Consider the following 18,844-nt stretch of genomic DNA (forward strand, 5'->3'; position numbering starts at 1 on the left):
GAAGAAAAAGATCCTAGACTAAAGTCGTAGTTGACTGCGTTAAATACAAAAAAGACTCTCCCTATAAAGGAAGAGTCTTGGATTAGAGAACACTTATATTTCAATCTATTTTAAACAGCAAATTCGCTTTTAGTTGGAGCATCTGAAGGCACTACAGCATCATGTAAATGACCTTCTAGTTCATCGGTATAACGACGTTTTTGATCAGCTGTCCAGTTGAATCGTCTAGACATATACTCGATCACAGGTTGTTTCCATTCATGCACCCAGTTGATATTGAAGAACAATGCGCCTGTACGACGGATAAAGAAATCGACAGGTTTTACAGTCATTTCTTCTTGAATCGCATAAGCAATACGTGCGCGAATATCTGCTGGCAATCCTAGCTCATCTGCAATCGGATCAGCTTGACGTACCAGATCAAATAATTTACTTACATTTGATCCGTAGAATCCTGCTAAATATTCAGCTTGTTCATGTGTTAAGCCTGCTTGTCTACCTTTATCCCCTTGTTGCAAAATAAAAGCAGGTAAGTTAGCGGAACCACCAACATCGCCACCAGACATCGCCATGTGTTTGGTCTGACAAGCTTTGAACTTTTTGCCTTGCTCTTTACCGATCAATTCAGCAGCTAGATCGATAACCATTTCAGCCATTTTACGATATCCGGTCAATTTACCACCTGCGATGGTGATCAATCCACTTGCCGATTGCCATACTTCATCTTTACGCGAAATTTCAGAAGGATCTTTACCTTCTTCATAGATCAGTGGACGTACACCTGCCCAGCTTGATTCGACATCAGCCGCTGTTACTTTGACTGTTGGGAACATATAGTTGATCGCTTTTAATACATAATCACGATCTTCCAGTGTCATTTGCGGATGAATAGGATCTGCTTTGTAGACCGTATCGGTTGTTCCTACATACGTTTTGCCATCTCTAGGAATCGCAAAGACCATCCGACCATCCGGTGTATCAAAATACACAGCTTGTTCTAGTGGGAAACGCTCATGATCGATCACCAAATGAATTCCTTTCGTCATTTGTAACACTTTACCTTTTTTGGATTTATCTAATTGGCGAAGTGTATCCACCCATGGGCCTGCTGCATTAATCACTTTACGTGCGAAAATGCTATATTCTTGACCGCTGATCGTATCGGTGACTTTAACACCTTTCAGCTTGCCATTTTCATAAATAAATTCAGAAGCTTTGGTATAGTTAGCTGCATAAGCACCACGTTTTACCGCTTCTTTGATCACTTCGATCGTTAAGCGAGCATCATCGGTACGGTATTCTACATAATAACCGCCACCTTGCAGACCATCTTTTTTGATCAATGGCTCTTTACCCATTGTTTCTTTGACACTCAACATTTTGCGACGTTCATTTCTTTTGACGCCTGCTAAGTAATCGTATACACGTAGACCGATCGAAGTACTGAAGCTACCGAATGTTCCGCCTTTGTGGAAAGGAAGAAGCATCCATTCCGGTGTAGTGACATGCGGGCCATTTTCATAAACGACTGCACGTTCTTTACCGACTTCAGCTACCATTTTCACTTCAAATTGCTTCAAGTAACGCAATCCACCGTGAACTAATTTGGTAGAACGGCTGGATGTACCTGCTGCATAATCTTGCATTTCGACTAGACCTGTTGTCATACCGCGTGTGACCGCATCTAGTGCAATTCCTGATCCAGTGATTCCGCCACCGATAACCAATACATCTAATACTTCACTACTCATATGCTCTAAAGCATTTGCTCTATTTTGTGCTGAAAATGTTGTATTCATTTTTACGTCCTCCTTATTTTTAACGCTGTACATGGTTTATTTTACCAATCATAAGCAATAAAAAAGAGACCACGAATAATTACACTAAAACGGCTACTATCTACCGCGTGTACTCGTGGTCTCTCCAAAGTCTCATGACGTTATTATTAACTTGTTAACTCTATTGTACCATAGATGCTTTAGGGTAGCAAAGAATTTAGACAATTTTTTAGACATTTTGAGCGATCTATTGGGATTGAGTTAAGCTTTTCACAATATAATCAAACTGCGCATTCATTGAAATAGGATCGTTGAAATAATAGGCGACCGGATCAATTCGGTACACATGATTGCTTTTCACAGCCGGCAAGTCTTTCCATAGACTACTGTTGTATACGGTGTTCCCGTCTTTATCATCGTCTCCACCCCATGGTGAAGTGAAAATATAATCGCCTGCAAAATCAGGTAGATTTTCTAAAGAAATACTCGCAAAACCTGCACCACTATCGATTCCTTCTTTTTGCATCATTGGTGTAGCTTTGAGACCTAGAGCTCCATAGATAATTTCTCCACCACGACCATAGGTATCCCCCATAGCATAGATGCCTTTTGCATATGGCTGAAGAATAGAAATGGTTTTATCACCTAAAGCCGCTTGTACTTTAGGTTTGGCTTCATTAATTTTAGATTCCCATGTTGCTGCTAATTCTTTGGCTTTATCTTCTGTACCTGTCATTTTGCCGATTTCTTGTAATTGCTCTTGATACGTATATTGACCATACTTAATCGCTACTGTAGGTGCAATTTGCTGATATTTTTCTATATTCGCATCATTATCCCAGACGACAATCAAGTCTGGATCCAGGGCTAATATTTTTTCTACATCTGGCTTATCGCCAAGATTAGTGACACCTTCTGTTGACTCTTTCAAAAATGTACTTTGAAAAACATAATCGATCGTTGCAATAGGCTTAATCCCTAACGCATATAAATACCCATAATAACTATCTGCAAGTACTACAACACGCTGAGGATGGTTAGGAACCTTAACTTCTCCATTTGCCGCTTGATATGTAATAGTGGAATCAGTCGCTGGTGCTGGTGTATCTGTTGATGTTGGTGCAGATGTTGAAGCTGTTGGTGTTGTACTTTGACCACAAGCTGCTAGAATTGCTACACAGAGAATTGTGGTAAAGATCATACCGAATGTTTTGAAAATAGACATGCTCTATAACCGCCTTTTATTTATAGTATATGATTCTTTCAAATGATAAAGATTATCATTATCATTTGAAATGTTAGCATATTATAAATGGTATTGCATTAACTTTTTGAAAATAGGCAGAGCAAAACCCCTTCTCTTACTGCGAGAAAGGGTTCTACTTTAGAGCTATAAAAATGGATCGTTTATTTAAAAGCCATAGTTGCATGAACCGCTTTTTGCCAGCCAGCATATAGACTTTCACGACGAGATTCTTCCATATTCGGTGTAAATTGATCATTCAATTCTTCATGTGTTGCTGCAATCTCATCTAGACTTGTCCAGTATCCTGTTGCAAGTCCTGCAAGGTAAGCGGCGCCTAAAGCAGTTGTCTCATTGACTACAGGACGATCTACAGGAACACCCAGAATATCACTTTGGAACTGCATTAAGAATTTATTCTTCACTGCCCCACCATCCACTTTAAGTGATTCGACTTTGAGCCCTGTATCACTTTCCATAGCGGTTAATACATCTTTGGTCTGATACGCTAATGACTCAAGTGTTGCACGGATAAAGTGTTCTTTGGTTGTGCCACGGCTAAGACCGAAAGCCGCTCCACGGACTTCACTATCCCAATATGGACTTCCTAATCCGACAAAAGCAGGGACAAGATATACGCCATCTGTCGATTCTACACGAGCAGCATAAGCTTCACTGTCTGCGGCATCACGGAACATACGTAGACCATCACGTAACCATTGAATAGCAGAACCAGCTACAAAGATACTTCCTTCTAGCGCATAATGAATTTTGCCGTCTACACCGCAAGCAATCGTTGTAATTAGACCATGCTCTGAACGAATCGGTTCTTCCCCTGTGTTCATCAGCATAAAGCAACCTGTACCGTATGTGTTTTTGATTGATCCTTTTTCATAACAAGCTTGTCCGAACAATGCAGCTTGTTGATCTCCTGCTGCGCCAGCAATCGGAATATTTTGACCAAAGAAATGATAATCAACGGTATGTGCATAGACTTCGGAAGACGGACGTACTTCTGGCAACATGGAAGCAGGAACACCCAAGATATCCAGTAATTCTTCGTCCCATTTCAGCTCATAAATATTGTACATTAAAGTACGAGAAGCATTGGAGTAATCCGTCACATGTGCTTTACCGCCAGATAATTTCCAGATGAGCCATGTATCAATTGTACCGAACATCAATTCACCACGTTCTGCACGTTCACGTGTACCTTCTACATGATCCAGAATCCATTTGACTTTAGTACCGGAGAAATAAGGATCGATTAACAACCCTGTTTTGTCACGGAATGTCTGTTCAAGATCACGTTTTTTAAGATCATCACAAATTTCAGCACTTTGACGAGATTGCCATACCAGTACGTTATAGACTGGATCACCTGTTTTACGATCCCAGACTACTGTCGTTTCCCGTTGGTTTGTAATACCGATTCCTGCGATCTGTACAGGCTTGATACCCGATTCAGAAAGGCAAGAAGCGATAACCGCTAGAATTGAACTCCAAATTTCGTTCGCATTTTGCTCAACAGTACCTGGTTTAGGGAAATATTGCGGGAATTCACGTTGTGCCATATACACAATTTCACCTTTTTTGTTAAATAAAATTGCGCGTGAGCTTGTTGTTCCTTGATCCAGTGCCATAATATATTTTTCCATAAATAAGTTCCTCCTCGAGTGATATACGTAATATGAATGTATTTAATTTAAGCTGTTGCTTTGTGAGAAACAGAATCTTGTGTTTTGCGACCTGAACGATGAGCGACAAATAAACAAACAGCCGTCACCACTAACAGCACCCATAATATCGGTGTGCTTTGACCCTGGAATACATTTTTGTAAAATAAGCCGCCAATTGAACCGCCTAACAATGGGCCGATAAATGGAACCCAAGCATATCTCCAATTGGAAGGTCCTTTGCCTACAATCGGTAATAAAGTATGCATCAGACGAGGTCCGAGATCACGCGCTGGATTAATCGCATATCCGGTTGTTCCTCCAAGCGATAAGCCGATACTAACGACTAATAAACCTACAATTAATGGATGAACACCTTCTGTAAATTGATTTGCACCCATAGATAACAATACCATGACAAAAATAAATGTACCGATAATTTCACTCAACATATTTCCCACAGGATGCTTAATCGCTGGAGACGTTGAAAATACGCCTAATTTGGTAGCTGCATCTGGAGTTGCTTTCCAGTGTGGTAAGTATTGTAAGTAGACCAGCAATGCACCTGCCATCGCTCCGATCATCTGTGCCAAAATATACGATGGAACTTGACTCCATGCAAAATCGCCATTAAATGCAAGTGCTAAGGTTACAGCTGGATTCAAATGTGCGCCACTAATATCGCCTACGGCATACACCGCCATTCCTACTCCAAGACCCCAACCTGCAGTGATAACCATCCAGCCTGAACTTTCTGCAAATGATCCTTTTAAAGCAACACCTGCAGAAACGCCAGCACCTAATGCAATAAGAATCATGGTTCCTACTAATTCAGCTATAAATGGTGACATTAAATTCCCTCCATTCAAAGTAGCAAGTTATTTCAACCGATAGACAACAGAAAAAGCCACTGCAAACCACCCCATCAGGTACAGGGGGTCTTTGCGTGGCTCTCCGGTTCTCCGTCACATTATTAACTTGATAAGTTCATCATATCGTAACATGTAAGCGGTGTCAACATGACAATTTTCATGTGATCTTCATAATTGGTGTTTTTTCACTTGTCTGTACGGTAGTGAGCAAACAGATGATCGTTAGATGTCGTCACCGCTGTAGCACCTGCCGCAAGCGCCTGTTCTACATCATCAGCAGTCCGAATTAAGCCTCCTGCAAAAACAGGGATATTTGCCCGTTCAATCACTTCTTTAATCATATGTGGTACAACACCCGGCAACACTTCGATATAATCAGGCTGCGTTTTTTGCAGTAGAGCATAACTTTTTTCTAATGCGATTGTATCCAGCATAAATACACGCTGAATCGCAATTACCCCTTTTTGTTTGGCTTTCAAAATCATATTACCACGCGTAGAAATAATCCCATGAGGCTTAATTTCCTGACATAAGTACTCTGCGGCATATTCATCGTTTTTAAGCCCGTGTACCAGATCGGCATGCAAAAACATTTTCTTCTGATGTTGATTTGCCATTTTATAAATATTTTTGAGTTGTGCAATATGAGTATCCAAAAACACACCATATTCATACGAACTGGATAAGATTTGTTCGAATTGCTTCATACTTTTGGCTGCTGGCAAAATCGCCTGACCGTGAAACATCGTTAATCACTCTTTTCTCCATAATAAGTGCTTTCTGTTACATCTCAATATCTATATCCATTCGTCTAATCACTGTACGAGCACACTCTATATTAACCCATTTACTTACAATATGTAATGCCAAATGAATCCCTGCGGAGATGCCTGCGGAGGTCATAATCGATCCTTGATCTACAAATTTCACACCTGATTTGACGATTACTTCAGGATAATCTTGTTGTAACCGATCAAGATCCATCCAGTGTGTGGTGGCTTCCCGTCCATCCAATAATCCCGCTTCTGCTAACACCAATGCGCCTGTACAGATAGAAGCTAGTACCTTGACCTGAGTGGCTTGTGTACGAATCCACTCGATAATCACTGGATCATGAATAATGATCTCTTCCGCCCCATACCCGCCCGGAATAATCAAAATATCAAGTATTGGCATATCTTGAATCGCATAGTCAGGTTGTACTTTTAATCCATTACGAGCGCTGATAAGTTCACCATCTGGAGATAACGTATGGACTTGAAATAATTTCTGCTTATCCACAGTCTCAGCAAGCGAAAATACTTCAAATGGTCCTGCAAAATCCATCACTTCTACTTCATCAAATAACAAAATACCGACTTGATAACGCTGAGCAATATCACTGTTTGTAGGCATATTTGACTCTCCTTTTTATCAAATGAAGTTGGCTTTTATGTATCTATCATGCCTTATATGTGAAATAAAAAACAATAGCCATGTAAAATCTTTTATAGTAAAATTTGCATACTTTAGTTTTTACGCATTAAAGCGTTGGTGGAGAATAATATAATTAAGGTGCTATCTACCTGAATATTATTGTCGAGACAATCAACGTGGGATGAACTATATTACGTAGAATAGGAGATCACATCATGAATGCTGTTGCCAAAGTAAGTAAGTTTGTAGGGGATACCTTTTCGATCTGGGTGATATTGTTTGCTTTACTTGGATTTTTTATGCCCACTTTATTTACCGGTTTGAAAGGACAGATTTCGTTATTGCTTGGAATTGTGATGTTTGGTATGGGGTTAACATTATCTTCCGCTGACTTCCGCGAAGTTTTTCGCCGTCCACTGGATGTAGCGCTCGGGGTAGTCGGACACTATATTATTATGCCTTTACTTGCGTATGGTCTAGCGATTGCGTTACAACTTCCACCGGATATTGCTGTAGGTGTTATTCTAGTCGGTTGTTGTCCAAGTGGAACATCTTCTAATGTGATGACTTTTCTATCCAAAGGAGATGTGGCGCTTGGAGTATCTATTGCTTCTGTATCGACTTTGATTGCTCCACTAGCTACACCTGCGATGATCTCATTACTTGCTGGACAATGGATGGATATCAGTGCAAGCAGTCTTATTCTTGATATTCTTAAAGTAGTTATCGTTCCGATTGTACTGGGTGTAATCGTAAAATCATTATTTCGCAAACAAGCCGAAGCAGCTACCGTGGCGTTGCCTTTTGTATCTACACTCGCAATCGTACTGATTGTCTCGATAGTGGTCGGTTTAAATCGTGACAAAATCGTAGAAACAGGATTATTGATTTTCCTAGTAGTGATTTTACATAACGGACTGGGATATCTGCTTGGTTATTTATTTGCCAAAGCGATCCGTATGAATCCTGCTCAACGTAAAGCGATCGTTTTTGAGACTGGTATGCAAAATTCAGGGCTAGGGGCAAGTCTTGCCGCAGCTCACTTTAATCCTTTAGCGGCTGTTCCAAGCGCAATCTTCAGTGTATGGCATAATATTTCCGGATCATTGTTAGCCACATGGTTTGCACGTCGCGCTGCTAAAGAAGAGCAACAGACAACCGATTGGATTAAGAAATAATAACAGCTAAAAAATGATCTTGTTCCCTTCTGGAGATGGCGTTTACATATGCGTCTCTTCAGGTTTGGGGATGCTAAGAAGTAGGATATTCAAAAATATTTAGCTTGTCAAAAGAATAAATTTGAATTATTATAACGTAGCTAAAGGAATCACAATCCTATTCTAAAAGTCGTTCTATATTTTTTTATCAAATGGTTAGCCGGCTTACTAAAAAATAAACAATAAAGGAGTTTGGTATTTTTGGATTATTTAATTTCGTCAGAACATGAGACATCTCAAGAACTTCCATTGTATAATCAGGTGATAACGAATCGGGCAGCTGTCGAAATTGCTTCACTATACATGGATATGACGGCTAATCTGTTTGAAAGGGACGAATTAGATATGGACTTTGATATACGTGATCTACCTACCAGAGAAATGCTTCAAGAATTTTCAAAATCTGTACCTGAAATTGATATTTCGGCTACGGAAGCCATGCTTCTTTTTATGCGTACCGCTTCTAACATTTTCAAAGTCAGTTCGAATGGATTTGAAAAATTCGATGTCTCTAGTGGTAAGTTCGCTCTATTGATCTTGTTATATCGCAATCAAAATACAGGGCTTCTTGCATCAGAACTAGCTGAAAGAGCGGGTATTACCAAAGCAACCGTAACGGGATTGTTAGAACGTATGGAACGTGATCATCTGATTTTTAGAAAAGATCACCCTTCTGATCGTCGTATGAGTATTGCGCATCTTACAGATACCGGCATGGCATTAATGAATGAGTTATTACCTGTTCATTTTCTCAGTACTTCTAAAATTATGAGCGGTCTTTCTGAAGAAGAAAAAGAAATGCTATTGTTATTGCTTCAAAAAATCAAATTAGGTATTCCTGAAGGTGAAGAAGTCTATAACTCTTATCAGATCAGACATAAATAGTGTCTTTTCCATCATTTAGTTAGCCGGCTTACTTTATTTTCAGAAATCCATTATAACATTCTCTATATTAGATTAAGGAGCGTTTAATTCATGAATCGCAGTCAAGTGGCTAGTCTTATTATTCCTGTTATTTCTATTGTATGTTTACTTAGTGGTGGATTCTTGTTGCAAGCCAAAGGGCATGATCAAGTTACTGTCTCACAGACTTCCAAAAGTTCTACTTTAAGTTCAGACAGCGTCCATGTTTCTTTTGAAGAAGTAGGTGGTAAAGTCGTCAACATTCCTTTTACAGAAGAAAAAATAGTTAAAAAAGGAGACATCTTAATGACTCTTGATTCTACAGATGTCGACTTGCAAATTGAAAAACTTCAAAAACAAATAAAACAGTATGATACACAAATCATGCAACAGCAAAAATCGATTCAATTGGGTTATTCCAAAGCAAGCACACAGGAAAAACAAGCCCAATTAGCGATAGAACAATCCCAAGTATCTCAGAGCAAAAGTCAGTCTGCTCTCAAAAGTGCTCAAGCGGCTCAGCGCCAAGCACAGTCTGCTCATCGTCAAGTACAAGCGGCTGAAAAAGAAGTCAACAATGGCGCACGCGCAGAAGATATCAAGCAACAACAAATTGCTATCCAATCAGCGACCCAAAGTCTTCAAACGGCTCAAATCAATTATGATCGTACACAAAAATTATACAATTCCGGGCTCAGTACCAAAGCCGATATGGACAATGTAGAACAGTCTTTGACCCTTGCTAAAAATCAATTAAACCAACAACAAGAAGCGCTAGCGAAGCTGAATAACGGTGCAACTTTAGAAGAACGAGCACAAGCCAATGAACGTACCCAACAAGCAGTAGAACAATCCAATCAGGCAAATGTAAGTGTGACACAAGCACAGACAGAGTTGCATGGTGCAGAATTAGCGATTCAGACTTCTCAGACCCAATTGGATACTGTCCAACAAGCACGTCAACAATTAGCAGATCAAGAACTTGCTGTAGATTTACTTCAACAACAAAAAGATGCACAACAAATCGAATTAAAAACATTATTGCTCAAAAAATCAAGATTGATTCTCAAAGCCCCAAGTAACGGCAAAATTACAGCAATCAGTACAGAAGTAGGCGAAAATATCAGTCAAGGCGCACCTATCGTTACCTTAGAGACGAATAAAATGTATTTTGATCTTTATGTGAGTGAAGATCAAGCCACCAAATTCCATGCTAAACAAAAAATAAAAGTGAATATTCCTGCTCTTCACAAAGACTTAAATGGTGAAGTTCGTTATATTACCGCTGCTCCTCAATTTGCAAATCTTAAAATGGCACGCGAAAAAGGCGAAGCCGATGTGGCTACTTTTCAGGTTCGTATTTATGTAGACAAGTCAGCTAGCTTATTGCCCGGCATGACTACTGAGGTGAATATTGATGAAATCACTTCTTGATGAATGGCATTATCTAATCAAATCGAAATATCCTATCATTGCGATCATTTTCCCATTGGTAGCTGTGTTAGCTTACTCTTTGCTACTGCCAAGCAGTCAAATCAATGAATCCAAAGTGATTGTAGTGGATCAAGATAATACTTCCTATAGCCGGCAATTGATTCAGAAGATAGATGCTTCTCAATATATACAGGTCGATCAGATTATTTCCTATACGAATAATCCTGAATCTTACTTTTACCATGAGCAATATCTAGCCGTAATCTCTTTGCCCAAAGGACTTGAAGAAAATCATAATCGCTCTTTACCGAATCGAATCGGGTTGATTTTAGATAATACCAATTCTCAAGCGGTTACCTTTATTCGAACCGCAATGCAAGAAATTACAGGCTATGAAAATATGCAATTGGCTATCCCTGCCTTATCCAGAACAGGCATGAGTATAGAGCAAGCACAAGGAACAGCTAGTAATCTGGCGGTAGAAGTCAGATCATTGTTCAATCCGACCAGTAGTTACGACAATACGTCTATCCTTACATTTATATGTATGTTCTCGTTTATGATGCTTAATATTAACAGTCTTCCTATCATCGCTAGACTTCGGGTATCGCATCGATTAGCGGGTGAACTCCGTAATCCATTCAATCCACTTATTCGTATATTACCTTATGTATTGTTCTCAACAGCAGGATTGATTTTTGCGATGGGGGTTTTGAAATGGGTCGGTGGTAGTCGATTTGAAGGCAATGTGGCTTTATTTATGATCCCTGTTGTACTCTATGTATTCGGTTCTGTCTGTATTAATATACTGGTAGCTTGGGGAGCCGCACATCCAGGCATAGCGATAGGGCGAATGATCTTTATCTTTATGCCTGCTTTTGTACTATCAGGTGGCACGATGGCAAGAGCACTTTTTCCACCTTTGGCTTTGCAAATTAGTGACTTTTTCCCATTTGTATGGATGTTCAAATTTCTTCGTAGTATGGGATTACGAGGAGCTTCTTTTCAAGAAATGTTACCTGAGTTAGGTTCGATGATGTTGTATGTAGCTGTTCTGGCTATGCTAGTCGTTGCTAGAGGATTATGGGAAAAGCAAAAACTAGCCAAACTTCAAAAAGCACCTTCACCTGCTCATTCTGAAAAGCCATTTCCCGGTGCTCCACCTACTGCTATAAGCACACCTACACCGGAACCATCCAAAGGATAATAAAATCATATCATCGTTCAACCACCACCTATCGATCAAGAGGCTACAGGCTTTTGATTGATAGGTGTTTTTACATCGTAATGATTACTTTAATAGACCTAATACGAGTTACCTATCAGGCATCTTTGTAATATCTGAATCATCGATTACATCAGCTAGTGTATACTGCTCCAGATAATCGATCACTTGTTGTTCGGCTCCTTTCATAATGCTACTCAACCGTTGATTCATCTTTTCACTATCTTGAATCCCATCGGGCTGAGGTAGATCATGAATAGGTTGCTCTATCCGAATTGCTAGATAAATAGCAGACAATGTTAATTGATCCGCAGGTATACGTAGCGTATAACCACCGTCTCTTCCTTCACGGGTGTCTACAATATTGTGACTGGCTAACGTCGCTAATATTCTTCGCAAAAAGGTAGGATGAGAATGAACTTGAGCTGCAATCATAGCACTGGATAACGTCCCACCATTTGAAGCCAGTCCAGCAAGCGTATGTACCGCCACACTAAAGCGTGCAGGTCCAATCAATTTAGCTTGTGTCTTCATATATAATATGTCCTCCTGCACCTATATGATGTACAACAAAGACGATTGGAATCTAGCTCCAACCGCCTTCGTGATTACAATATGCTTATGTAGCATACGATTTTATTATTTAGCAAATGTATCTGTCAATACAGGTACGATTTGAGATTTACGAGAAACTACACCTTTAAGCACTGCTTGATTATTTTCAAGTTTTACTTGGTATGCTTCTTCGACAACATCGGTACGTTTACCTAGAGCAAGACCAACAGAATCGTTGTTCAAAATGTCTGTGATTACGAACAAAAATAGATCCAGACCTTTTTTCTCGATTACCGCTGTTAGTGCTGCTTCAATCGCTGCTTGTTGAGACAATACATCATTAACGTCTACAGCATTGACTTGAGCGATTTCAACTTTAGCATCACCCATTTGGAATTCTTTTGCATCCAAAGTGATCAATTGCTCTACAGTTTTGTCACTCAAATCTGCTCCAGCTTTAAGCATATCCAGACCATATTTAGCGATGTCCACTTCAGCAATTCGAGCCAATTCATTCGCTGCTTCTACATCTTGTGGTGTGCATGTAGGCGATTTGAACAACAACGAATCAGAGATGATTGCAGACAACATCAATCCTGCATTTTGTTTGGAGATCGATACGCCATGCTCTTTGTATAATTTGTTCAAAATGGTCGCTGTGCAACCTACAGGCTCTGCACGGTAGTACAACGGGCCACTTGTTTCAAAATTAGCAATACGGTGATGATCGATCACTTCGATAACTGTTACTTCATCAATATCATCAGCGCTTTGTTGACGCTCATTATGATCGACCAAAATAACTTCTTTCGCTTCTACAGCTACTTTTTCCACAAGACGTGGAGCTTCTACTTTAAAATAATCCAAAGCGTATTGTGTTTCGCCGTTCACTTCACCTAGACGAATCGCTTCAGCATCTACACCTAATTCTTTTTTCAATGCTGCATACGCAATCGCAGCTGTAATCGTATCCGTGTCCGGATTTTTATGACCAAAAACTAATACTTTTGACATAATGACACTCCTTCGTAATCTGTTTTGGCGAAAAAAAGATAATCCTTTTTTCAAAGTTTCCTTCCATAGTATACCTTGATTTCAAATGAAAATGAAGTTTATTCCTATTAAATGTATAGGAATAACTGTATAAATTTTTATTTTTATACTTTCATTATCGAATGCGCTCTACATAAAGTAACCCATTCTGTCGCTATACTACTCAATGATTTTGTAGAATTGTAAATAATTTGGCTATACAATTGTGGATCTTCTTCTGCCCAAGGCACTATACATAGTGCCTGATTATTTCTTTCCTGTTCCAACACAAACTGAGGTAAAAAGGCGATTCCCCATTCTTTAGCGACCGATTGCTTGATGGCTTCGATATTTCCGAGCTCTAAATGAATATCACTGGCATGTCCTTGTGATTTCATTTTGTCGATAAGGTACGCTCGATACGTACATCCTTCTTCCGTCACAATCAACGGTTGTTGATGCAAATCTCGCGAAGATATAGAGGATTGTCTTGCTAACGGATGCTGTGGGTGCATAACGACTCTCATTTGCGCATCAAAAAGAGATATGGCTTCGATACCATATGCCTGACATGGTGTATCCAAAATCAAAGCAATATCTAATTGTTGCTCTCGCACACGGCGAATTAATTGCTGTTCTTGATCTAAAATAATTTTGACTTGTATATGTGGATACTGTTGCCGGAACTGTTCTAAGATAGATGGCAAATAATATAAAGACAGACTCTCAATCGTACCTATCGTTAGTGTAGTCTGATCCAAATCTGTAGTAGAAAGTGCTTGCTTCGCTTGCTCTTGCAATTCAATCATTTGACGAGCATAAGGTAACAGCTTTTGTCCAACTGCGGTTAAAATCACAACATTTCCTTTGCGCTGAAATAAGCGCTGTCCACCATACAATTGTTCTAATCGCTGAATATGATGGGTCACACTGGATTGCGCATAATCTAGCTCTTGCGCAGTACGTGTATAGTTGCCCCATTTGACCAATTCACAAAATGTTTTGAGATATAACAGTTCCATTAAGATCACTCCTTTGCACAAGGATAGTACTGTATTGTTCGCATAGCGTATGTATTATCGATAAGATCGATAGTTGGTATCTATAACTCTACAGCACTTGTATGCTTTGTCTTTTATACAATCATAACAGAACATCGATAGCCTATCCGTGTTCAACATAACCTACGACTGAAGGAGTTGTCTACTGATGAACCATTCTCCACGCTTTTCCCTTACACTTGAAACACCCGCTGCGAATACAACCGATGCGTACAACTATTTCACAGCTAAAGCTGCTTATGAAACAGATGTCGCCGATGTCATGATCGATTGTCAAAAAGGAAATCCGCCCTTTGTAATAGTAGATGTACGAGACGAATCAACTTATCAGCAATGTCATATTCCGGGTGCAATCCATATTACCGGTCGACAGATCAATGAGAAAACGACAGCCCATTTAGATCCAACCACAACGATTATAACGTACTGCTGGGGTCCTGCTTGTAATGGAGCAACCAAAGCCGCTGCCAAATTAGCCCGCCTCGGATTTCCAGTTAAAGAATTACTCGGTGGAATCGAATACTGGCGTAAAGAAGGCGGACCTGTTGAAGGTACATTAGGTGTAGAAGCTCCGATGTACTGGTCTATCTAATCCACTAACTAGATGACAATTCCAATCGCAAAACCATCATACCCTTTACTACCTACCGTCTGAATAGATGTAGCCGTGATACGAGGATCTTCAGCTAATAATTCATAAAATTGGCGAATCCCTTGTACACGGCCATCATTACTGTGTTGATCCAAAATAGCTCCTTCTCGAACTACATTGTCTCCGATGATAACAGTACCCGGATGAGACATTTGCAAAGCATATTGTAGATAACGAGCATTATTATTTTTGTCTGCATCAATAAAAATCATATCAAAAGCTTCTATTTGTTCTGCTTCCATCTGACCTAATTGTTCTGATGCATCACCGATCCGAATATCAACTTTGTCCTCTAGTCCAGCCAATTTAATATTTTGCCCGGCTACTTTGGCATGGTGAGGATCATATTCTAGCGTAATTAACCGTCCATCTACAGGTAAAGCACGCGCCATCCATATGGTGCTGTATCCACCCAATGTACCTATTTCTAAAATACGTTTGGCTTTGTTCATCATCACGATTAATTGTAGTAATTTACCTTGAGCAGGCGATACATCATACTCGGGTAAAGAGGCTTGCTGATTGTTAATTAATACCTGTTCTAGAATAGCATCTTTGGGAATAAGGTTCTCTTCAATATACTGATCCATCTGAATCCATACTTGAATATCACTCATACTTATCGTCCTCCTGTTTGTAAAGGCTTGTTAGAATTCCTATAAGTATTGTACCTTGTACTTATTCATATTAATAATATATAATTTATAGTTATTTATATCTAAAATATATGAATACATACGAAAGTAGGGACAATAGCAATGTTGAATATGCATGCTCTTTATTTATTTCATACGATTGCTATCCAAGGCAGTGTAACTAAAGCTGCTAATCTATTAAATATTAGTCAGCCTGCGATTACGACACAGATTAAGAAGTTGGAAAAAGACATAGGGATTACTTTATTTATTCCGCAAGGACGAGGGATTGCTTTAACGATCGAAGCTAAAGAATTGTTGGGATTTACACAGCGTATTTTTGCGATAACTGGACAGGTCGAACAATGGATCCAGCAGTATCATCAAGGACAGCGTGGGCAGATTCGTTTAGCAGCTACTTATTTGCCTGCTCATTTTCTACTGCCTACATGGATCGCCAAGTTCAAGCAACAATATGAACATGTAGATATGACGATAACCACCACCAATTCTACCGATGCTTTACGTCAGTTATTACAAATGGAAGTCGATATTGCGATTTATGGAGGACTTGCTGAAGAACAGACAGCAGATATTCAAGCAGAAGAACTATTTCGAGATGAACTCTGGTTTGTTGTAGCACCTAATCATCGTTATGCCGGTCAACATATTTCACTACAAGAGATGATGAAAGAACCTTTTGTAATGCGTGAGCAAGGAAGCTCGACACGAGAGCGTTTATTAGCCTTATGTCGAACTCACAATACCCCTCCTCCGCAGATTCCTTTGCAATTTAATGGATTGCCAGAAGCAATTCAAGCCGTTATTGGTGGTTATGGTGCTAACTTTGTGTCTTCATTCGTGGTACGAGACTATGTAGAACGAGGACAATTAGCACGTGTATTCGTCAACGATGTGTATTTGCAAAATAGTATTGCTATTTGCACTCGTCTCCATGAGCCTTTATCTACAGCCAGTCAGCAATTTGTTCATACGATCCGGCAGGATAGTTCTATGGTAAAGTAAATGATTCTTATCTATTTAAGCATTCAATCATTTATGTTGCTTCTTCTGGTGGAGACATCGGCATATAGAGACGAACCGCCAGAGCAAGCACCAAAGTGATACCTAACAGAATACATGAACCGATAATCACTGACCATGAAATCGACCATAACTGCGCAGTTAACCCCAGTATAAACACAGATAGAATTTGCATCATAGCTGCGACCAGACTGTAGATACTGCTGATCCGTCCCATGATATCAACAGGTACATGATTTTGATAAAAAGTTGTAAATCCTGTATTCATAAATGCCATAAAAAAAGCTAGTACAAAAAATCCAACGGCGGCACCTGCAAAAGTATGCGATAAACTATAGATCACATAACCTGTGCCAAATCCAATTGCACCGACCGTCAATAATATCGTTACCGTTAGACGCTTAACGATTATCATATTCACCAGTGCGCCAACCCCTAATCCTATCCCTGCTACGCTAACCAGATAGCTATATTGACTGTCTGTACCTGACAATACTTCTTTAACAAAAGCGACTTCCATCGAATCTAGTCCTGCCGCTACTACCATCAATATTTGAAAAAGAAAATAAATTAACATCACATTCCAAGCTTGCCGACTAAATCTAATTACTAATTGCCAATCCTGTTTAATCATTTGCCAAGAACGACTGGACTTTGTCATTTTGGTTAATTGTTCGTTATGTATAGACTCATCCACTGTAACAGTTTTCTTTTCTAAATCAGGCAATATCCATGTCATCATACTAGACACACCAAAAGCTAGTGCAGTGCCAAAAATCGCCATTTGAGGACTGGTGATCAAAAATAACAAACCTGCTATTGCTGGTCCAATTAGAAAAGCACCGGAATGAATCAAACTTTGAATCGAATTAAATCGTTTACGGTACTCTGTTGGAATTAACTTGGTGGTGTATACCATGGATGTAGGTTTAAAGATAGAACTTGCCATATTAATGACCAGCACAACGATATAGATCAAGCTAATATGATGAAGAAAAGGAAGGGTGAAAATAAGTACTGCTCGCACCAGATCGAACCCAATCATTAAGCGACGTTTATTCAGTCGATCGACCATACTCCCTGCCCAACTATTGGTACATAATGTGGCAAATGGTTTGAGAATATACAGTCCTGCAATAGCAAGTGGTGATCCATACATATCAAGCATCGTTAGATTCAGCGCTATCAAAAAAATCCAATCTCCAATATTTGCAATGGCTACACCTGTAAGCAAAATAGAAGGATATTTCCAGAAATGAGTATTGCTATTCATAAGTAGGTCTCCTTGAGGACAAAGACACCTTTCAGGTCATCATAAATCTATGTATGTTCTTATCGTGGTTTACTAGCTTTTAAAATGTAGAGCTACTCACATATTGATCCAGTCTATACATAGCTATGGTCTGATCCAGTGTCTATTCCTGATATTTTTGGGTATGGTAATCATTGTTATTACGTAGTCGTTGAGATCCATTGAGATGCTTCGCTGTCGTTGTAATATGTACATTGTTTATTTCTCCTTTGTCGATCTATTTAAATAATTTGACTGATTATACCATGACGGAATAGAGTTTTGGAAAAAATCATAATATTCCAGCACATCCATAGAATAATTGAATAATAGTTCATATTGTTCTGTGCCTTGTTTTTCTCCCCATACTAATGCAGATACAAGATGGATGGCTTCATATAAAGAGTACCTGACATATACTCCAGCAACATATATCCCAATTCACACTCTTCCCGTAATCCAAATTGTATTACTTTCGGAATAGTATCAGAATACTGCGCTAACTGTTTGACTGTGTCTGCTTCTTGTTGTCGCTGCACAACTTCATCAGATGAGAACATTCTTAATAGATATCTGTCATCCATTATATATTTCTGATCTTTGGAAAATCCTTTATGTATTTGCTTGATAGACAATGAGTCTGATTCGAAGCTGATTTCTTTTTGCAAAAAGCGCTGGATATCCTCTAATGATATCGATTCTTTACTGGATTTCATGTGCCTCTTCCTACCTGTTGATATAGTCACAATAGCAGTTGTCAGTCTTTTTAAAACATGATAAAGTGAACAAATTCCTACGTGATAATAACTT

General features: G+C 39.3%; 18 protein-coding genes. 6 read left to right on the forward strand and 12 right to left on the reverse strand.

Annotated elements, in window-relative coordinates:
- Positions 1-110: 110 nt before the first annotated feature.
- The 6 genes from PaeCFBP13512_RS20080 to PaeCFBP13512_RS20105 all read right to left on the reverse strand — a co-directional run bounded on the left by PaeCFBP13512_RS20080 (position 111) and on the right by PaeCFBP13512_RS20105 (position 6,946).
- Positions 111-1,799, reverse strand: coding sequence for a glycerol-3-phosphate dehydrogenase/oxidase (locus PaeCFBP13512_RS20080; protein WP_137225596.1), 1,689 nt, complete (start codon positions 1,797-1,799; stop codon positions 111-113).
- Positions 1,800-2,025: 226 nt separating this feature from the next.
- Complete coding sequence (locus tag PaeCFBP13512_RS20085; RefSeq protein ID WP_137225598.1) at positions 2,026-3,003, reverse strand: iron-hydroxamate ABC transporter substrate-binding protein; 978 nt, start codon at positions 3,001-3,003, stop codon at positions 2,026-2,028.
- Between the two features lie 182 nt (positions 3,004-3,185).
- Positions 3,186-4,679 carry a glycerol kinase GlpK gene (gene glpK, locus PaeCFBP13512_RS20090; protein ID WP_069325672.1) on the reverse strand — a complete coding sequence of 498 codons (1,494 nt, stop codon included), beginning with the start codon at positions 4,677-4,679 and terminating at the stop codon, positions 3,186-3,188.
- 47 nt (positions 4,680-4,726) lie between these two features.
- Positions 4,727-5,548 carry an MIP/aquaporin family protein gene (locus PaeCFBP13512_RS20095; protein WP_137225600.1) on the reverse strand — a complete coding sequence of 274 codons (822 nt, stop codon included), beginning with the start codon at positions 5,546-5,548 and terminating at the stop codon, positions 4,727-4,729.
- A 206-nt stretch (positions 5,549-5,754) separates the two neighbouring features.
- Positions 5,755-6,315 carry a glycerol-3-phosphate responsive antiterminator gene (locus tag PaeCFBP13512_RS20100; RefSeq protein ID WP_069325674.1) on the reverse strand — a complete coding sequence of 187 codons (561 nt, stop codon included), beginning with the start codon at positions 6,313-6,315 and terminating at the stop codon, positions 5,755-5,757.
- 37 nt (positions 6,316-6,352) lie between these two features.
- Complete coding sequence (locus PaeCFBP13512_RS20105) at positions 6,353-6,946, reverse strand: DJ-1/PfpI family protein (RefSeq protein ID WP_206665613.1); 594 nt, start codon at positions 6,944-6,946, stop codon at positions 6,353-6,355.
- Positions 6,947-7,200: 254 nt separating this feature from the next.
- Between PaeCFBP13512_RS20105 and PaeCFBP13512_RS20110 the strand changes: the two genes are divergently transcribed.
- The 4 genes from PaeCFBP13512_RS20110 to PaeCFBP13512_RS20125 all read left to right on the forward strand — a co-directional run bounded on the left by PaeCFBP13512_RS20110 (position 7,201) and on the right by PaeCFBP13512_RS20125 (position 11,746).
- Entirely contained in the window at positions 7,201-8,163 is a 963-nt protein-coding gene (locus PaeCFBP13512_RS20110) for a bile acid:sodium symporter family protein (protein ID WP_069325676.1), read from the forward strand.
- A 240-nt stretch (positions 8,164-8,403) separates the two neighbouring features.
- Entirely contained in the window at positions 8,404-9,087 is a 684-nt protein-coding gene (locus tag PaeCFBP13512_RS20115) for a MarR family winged helix-turn-helix transcriptional regulator (protein ID WP_241669443.1), read from the forward strand.
- A 90-nt stretch (positions 9,088-9,177) separates the two neighbouring features.
- Positions 9,178-10,539 (forward strand): HlyD family secretion protein, encoded by a 1,362-nt coding sequence (locus PaeCFBP13512_RS20120; RefSeq protein ID WP_137225604.1) that lies wholly within the window; start codon positions 9,178-9,180, stop codon positions 10,537-10,539.
- Complete coding sequence (locus tag PaeCFBP13512_RS20125; protein WP_137225606.1) at positions 10,523-11,746, forward strand: ABC transporter permease; 1,224 nt, start codon at positions 10,523-10,525, stop codon at positions 11,744-11,746. The genes PaeCFBP13512_RS20120 and PaeCFBP13512_RS20125 overlap by 17 nt, the downstream gene beginning before the upstream one ends.
- A gap of 108 nt (positions 11,747-11,854) precedes the next feature.
- On the opposite strand, the gene PaeCFBP13512_RS20130 is transcribed toward PaeCFBP13512_RS20125, so the two are convergent.
- The 3 genes from PaeCFBP13512_RS20130 to PaeCFBP13512_RS20140 all read right to left on the reverse strand — a co-directional run bounded on the left by PaeCFBP13512_RS20130 (position 11,855) and on the right by PaeCFBP13512_RS20140 (position 14,373).
- Positions 11,855-12,298 carry an RrF2 family transcriptional regulator gene (locus PaeCFBP13512_RS20130; protein WP_137225608.1) on the reverse strand — a complete coding sequence of 148 codons (444 nt, stop codon included), beginning with the start codon at positions 12,296-12,298 and terminating at the stop codon, positions 11,855-11,857.
- Positions 12,299-12,403: 105 nt separating this feature from the next.
- Positions 12,404-13,333, reverse strand: coding sequence for a manganese-dependent inorganic pyrophosphatase (locus PaeCFBP13512_RS20135; protein WP_069325679.1), 930 nt, complete (start codon positions 13,331-13,333; stop codon positions 12,404-12,406).
- 143 nt (positions 13,334-13,476) lie between these two features.
- Complete coding sequence (locus PaeCFBP13512_RS20140; protein ID WP_137225610.1) at positions 13,477-14,373, reverse strand: LysR family transcriptional regulator; 897 nt, start codon at positions 14,371-14,373, stop codon at positions 13,477-13,479.
- Between the two features lie 187 nt (positions 14,374-14,560).
- On the opposite strand from PaeCFBP13512_RS20140, the gene PaeCFBP13512_RS20145 reads away from it, so the two are divergent.
- Positions 14,561-15,004: a rhodanese-like domain-containing protein gene (locus PaeCFBP13512_RS20145; RefSeq protein ID WP_069325681.1), complete on the forward strand. Its 444-nt coding sequence runs from the start codon at positions 14,561-14,563 to the stop codon at positions 15,002-15,004.
- A gap of 8 nt (positions 15,005-15,012) precedes the next feature.
- Here the strand turns inward: PaeCFBP13512_RS20145 and PaeCFBP13512_RS20150 are convergent, their stop codons facing one another.
- On the reverse strand, positions 15,013-15,681 hold the full coding sequence (locus PaeCFBP13512_RS20150; RefSeq protein WP_137225612.1) for an O-methyltransferase: 669 nt from the start codon (positions 15,679-15,681) through the stop codon (positions 15,013-15,015).
- 144 nt (positions 15,682-15,825) lie between these two features.
- On the opposite strand from PaeCFBP13512_RS20150, the gene PaeCFBP13512_RS20155 reads away from it, so the two are divergent.
- Positions 15,826-16,725 carry a LysR family transcriptional regulator gene (locus PaeCFBP13512_RS20155; protein ID WP_137225630.1) on the forward strand — a complete coding sequence of 300 codons (900 nt, stop codon included), beginning with the start codon at positions 15,826-15,828 and terminating at the stop codon, positions 16,723-16,725.
- A gap of 31 nt (positions 16,726-16,756) precedes the next feature.
- Here the strand turns inward: PaeCFBP13512_RS20155 and PaeCFBP13512_RS20160 are convergent, their stop codons facing one another.
- Together PaeCFBP13512_RS20160 and PaeCFBP13512_RS20165 are read right to left on the reverse strand one after the other, a co-directional pair.
- The gene (locus PaeCFBP13512_RS20160) at positions 16,757-18,016 is read right to left on the reverse strand and encodes an MFS transporter (protein ID WP_137225614.1); all 1,260 of its coding nucleotides are present in this window, start codon (positions 18,014-18,016) and stop codon (positions 16,757-16,759) included.
- A 386-nt stretch (positions 18,017-18,402) separates the two neighbouring features.
- Positions 18,403-18,750, reverse strand: coding sequence for a hypothetical protein (locus PaeCFBP13512_RS20165; RefSeq protein WP_137225616.1), 348 nt, complete (start codon positions 18,748-18,750; stop codon positions 18,403-18,405).
- Between the last annotated feature and the right edge of the window lie 94 nt (positions 18,751-18,844).

The organism is Paenibacillus sp. CFBP13512, from assembly GCF_005233705.1.
Taxonomy (GTDB): domain Bacteria; phylum Bacillota; class Bacilli; order Paenibacillales; family Paenibacillaceae; genus Saccharibacillus; species Saccharibacillus nuruki.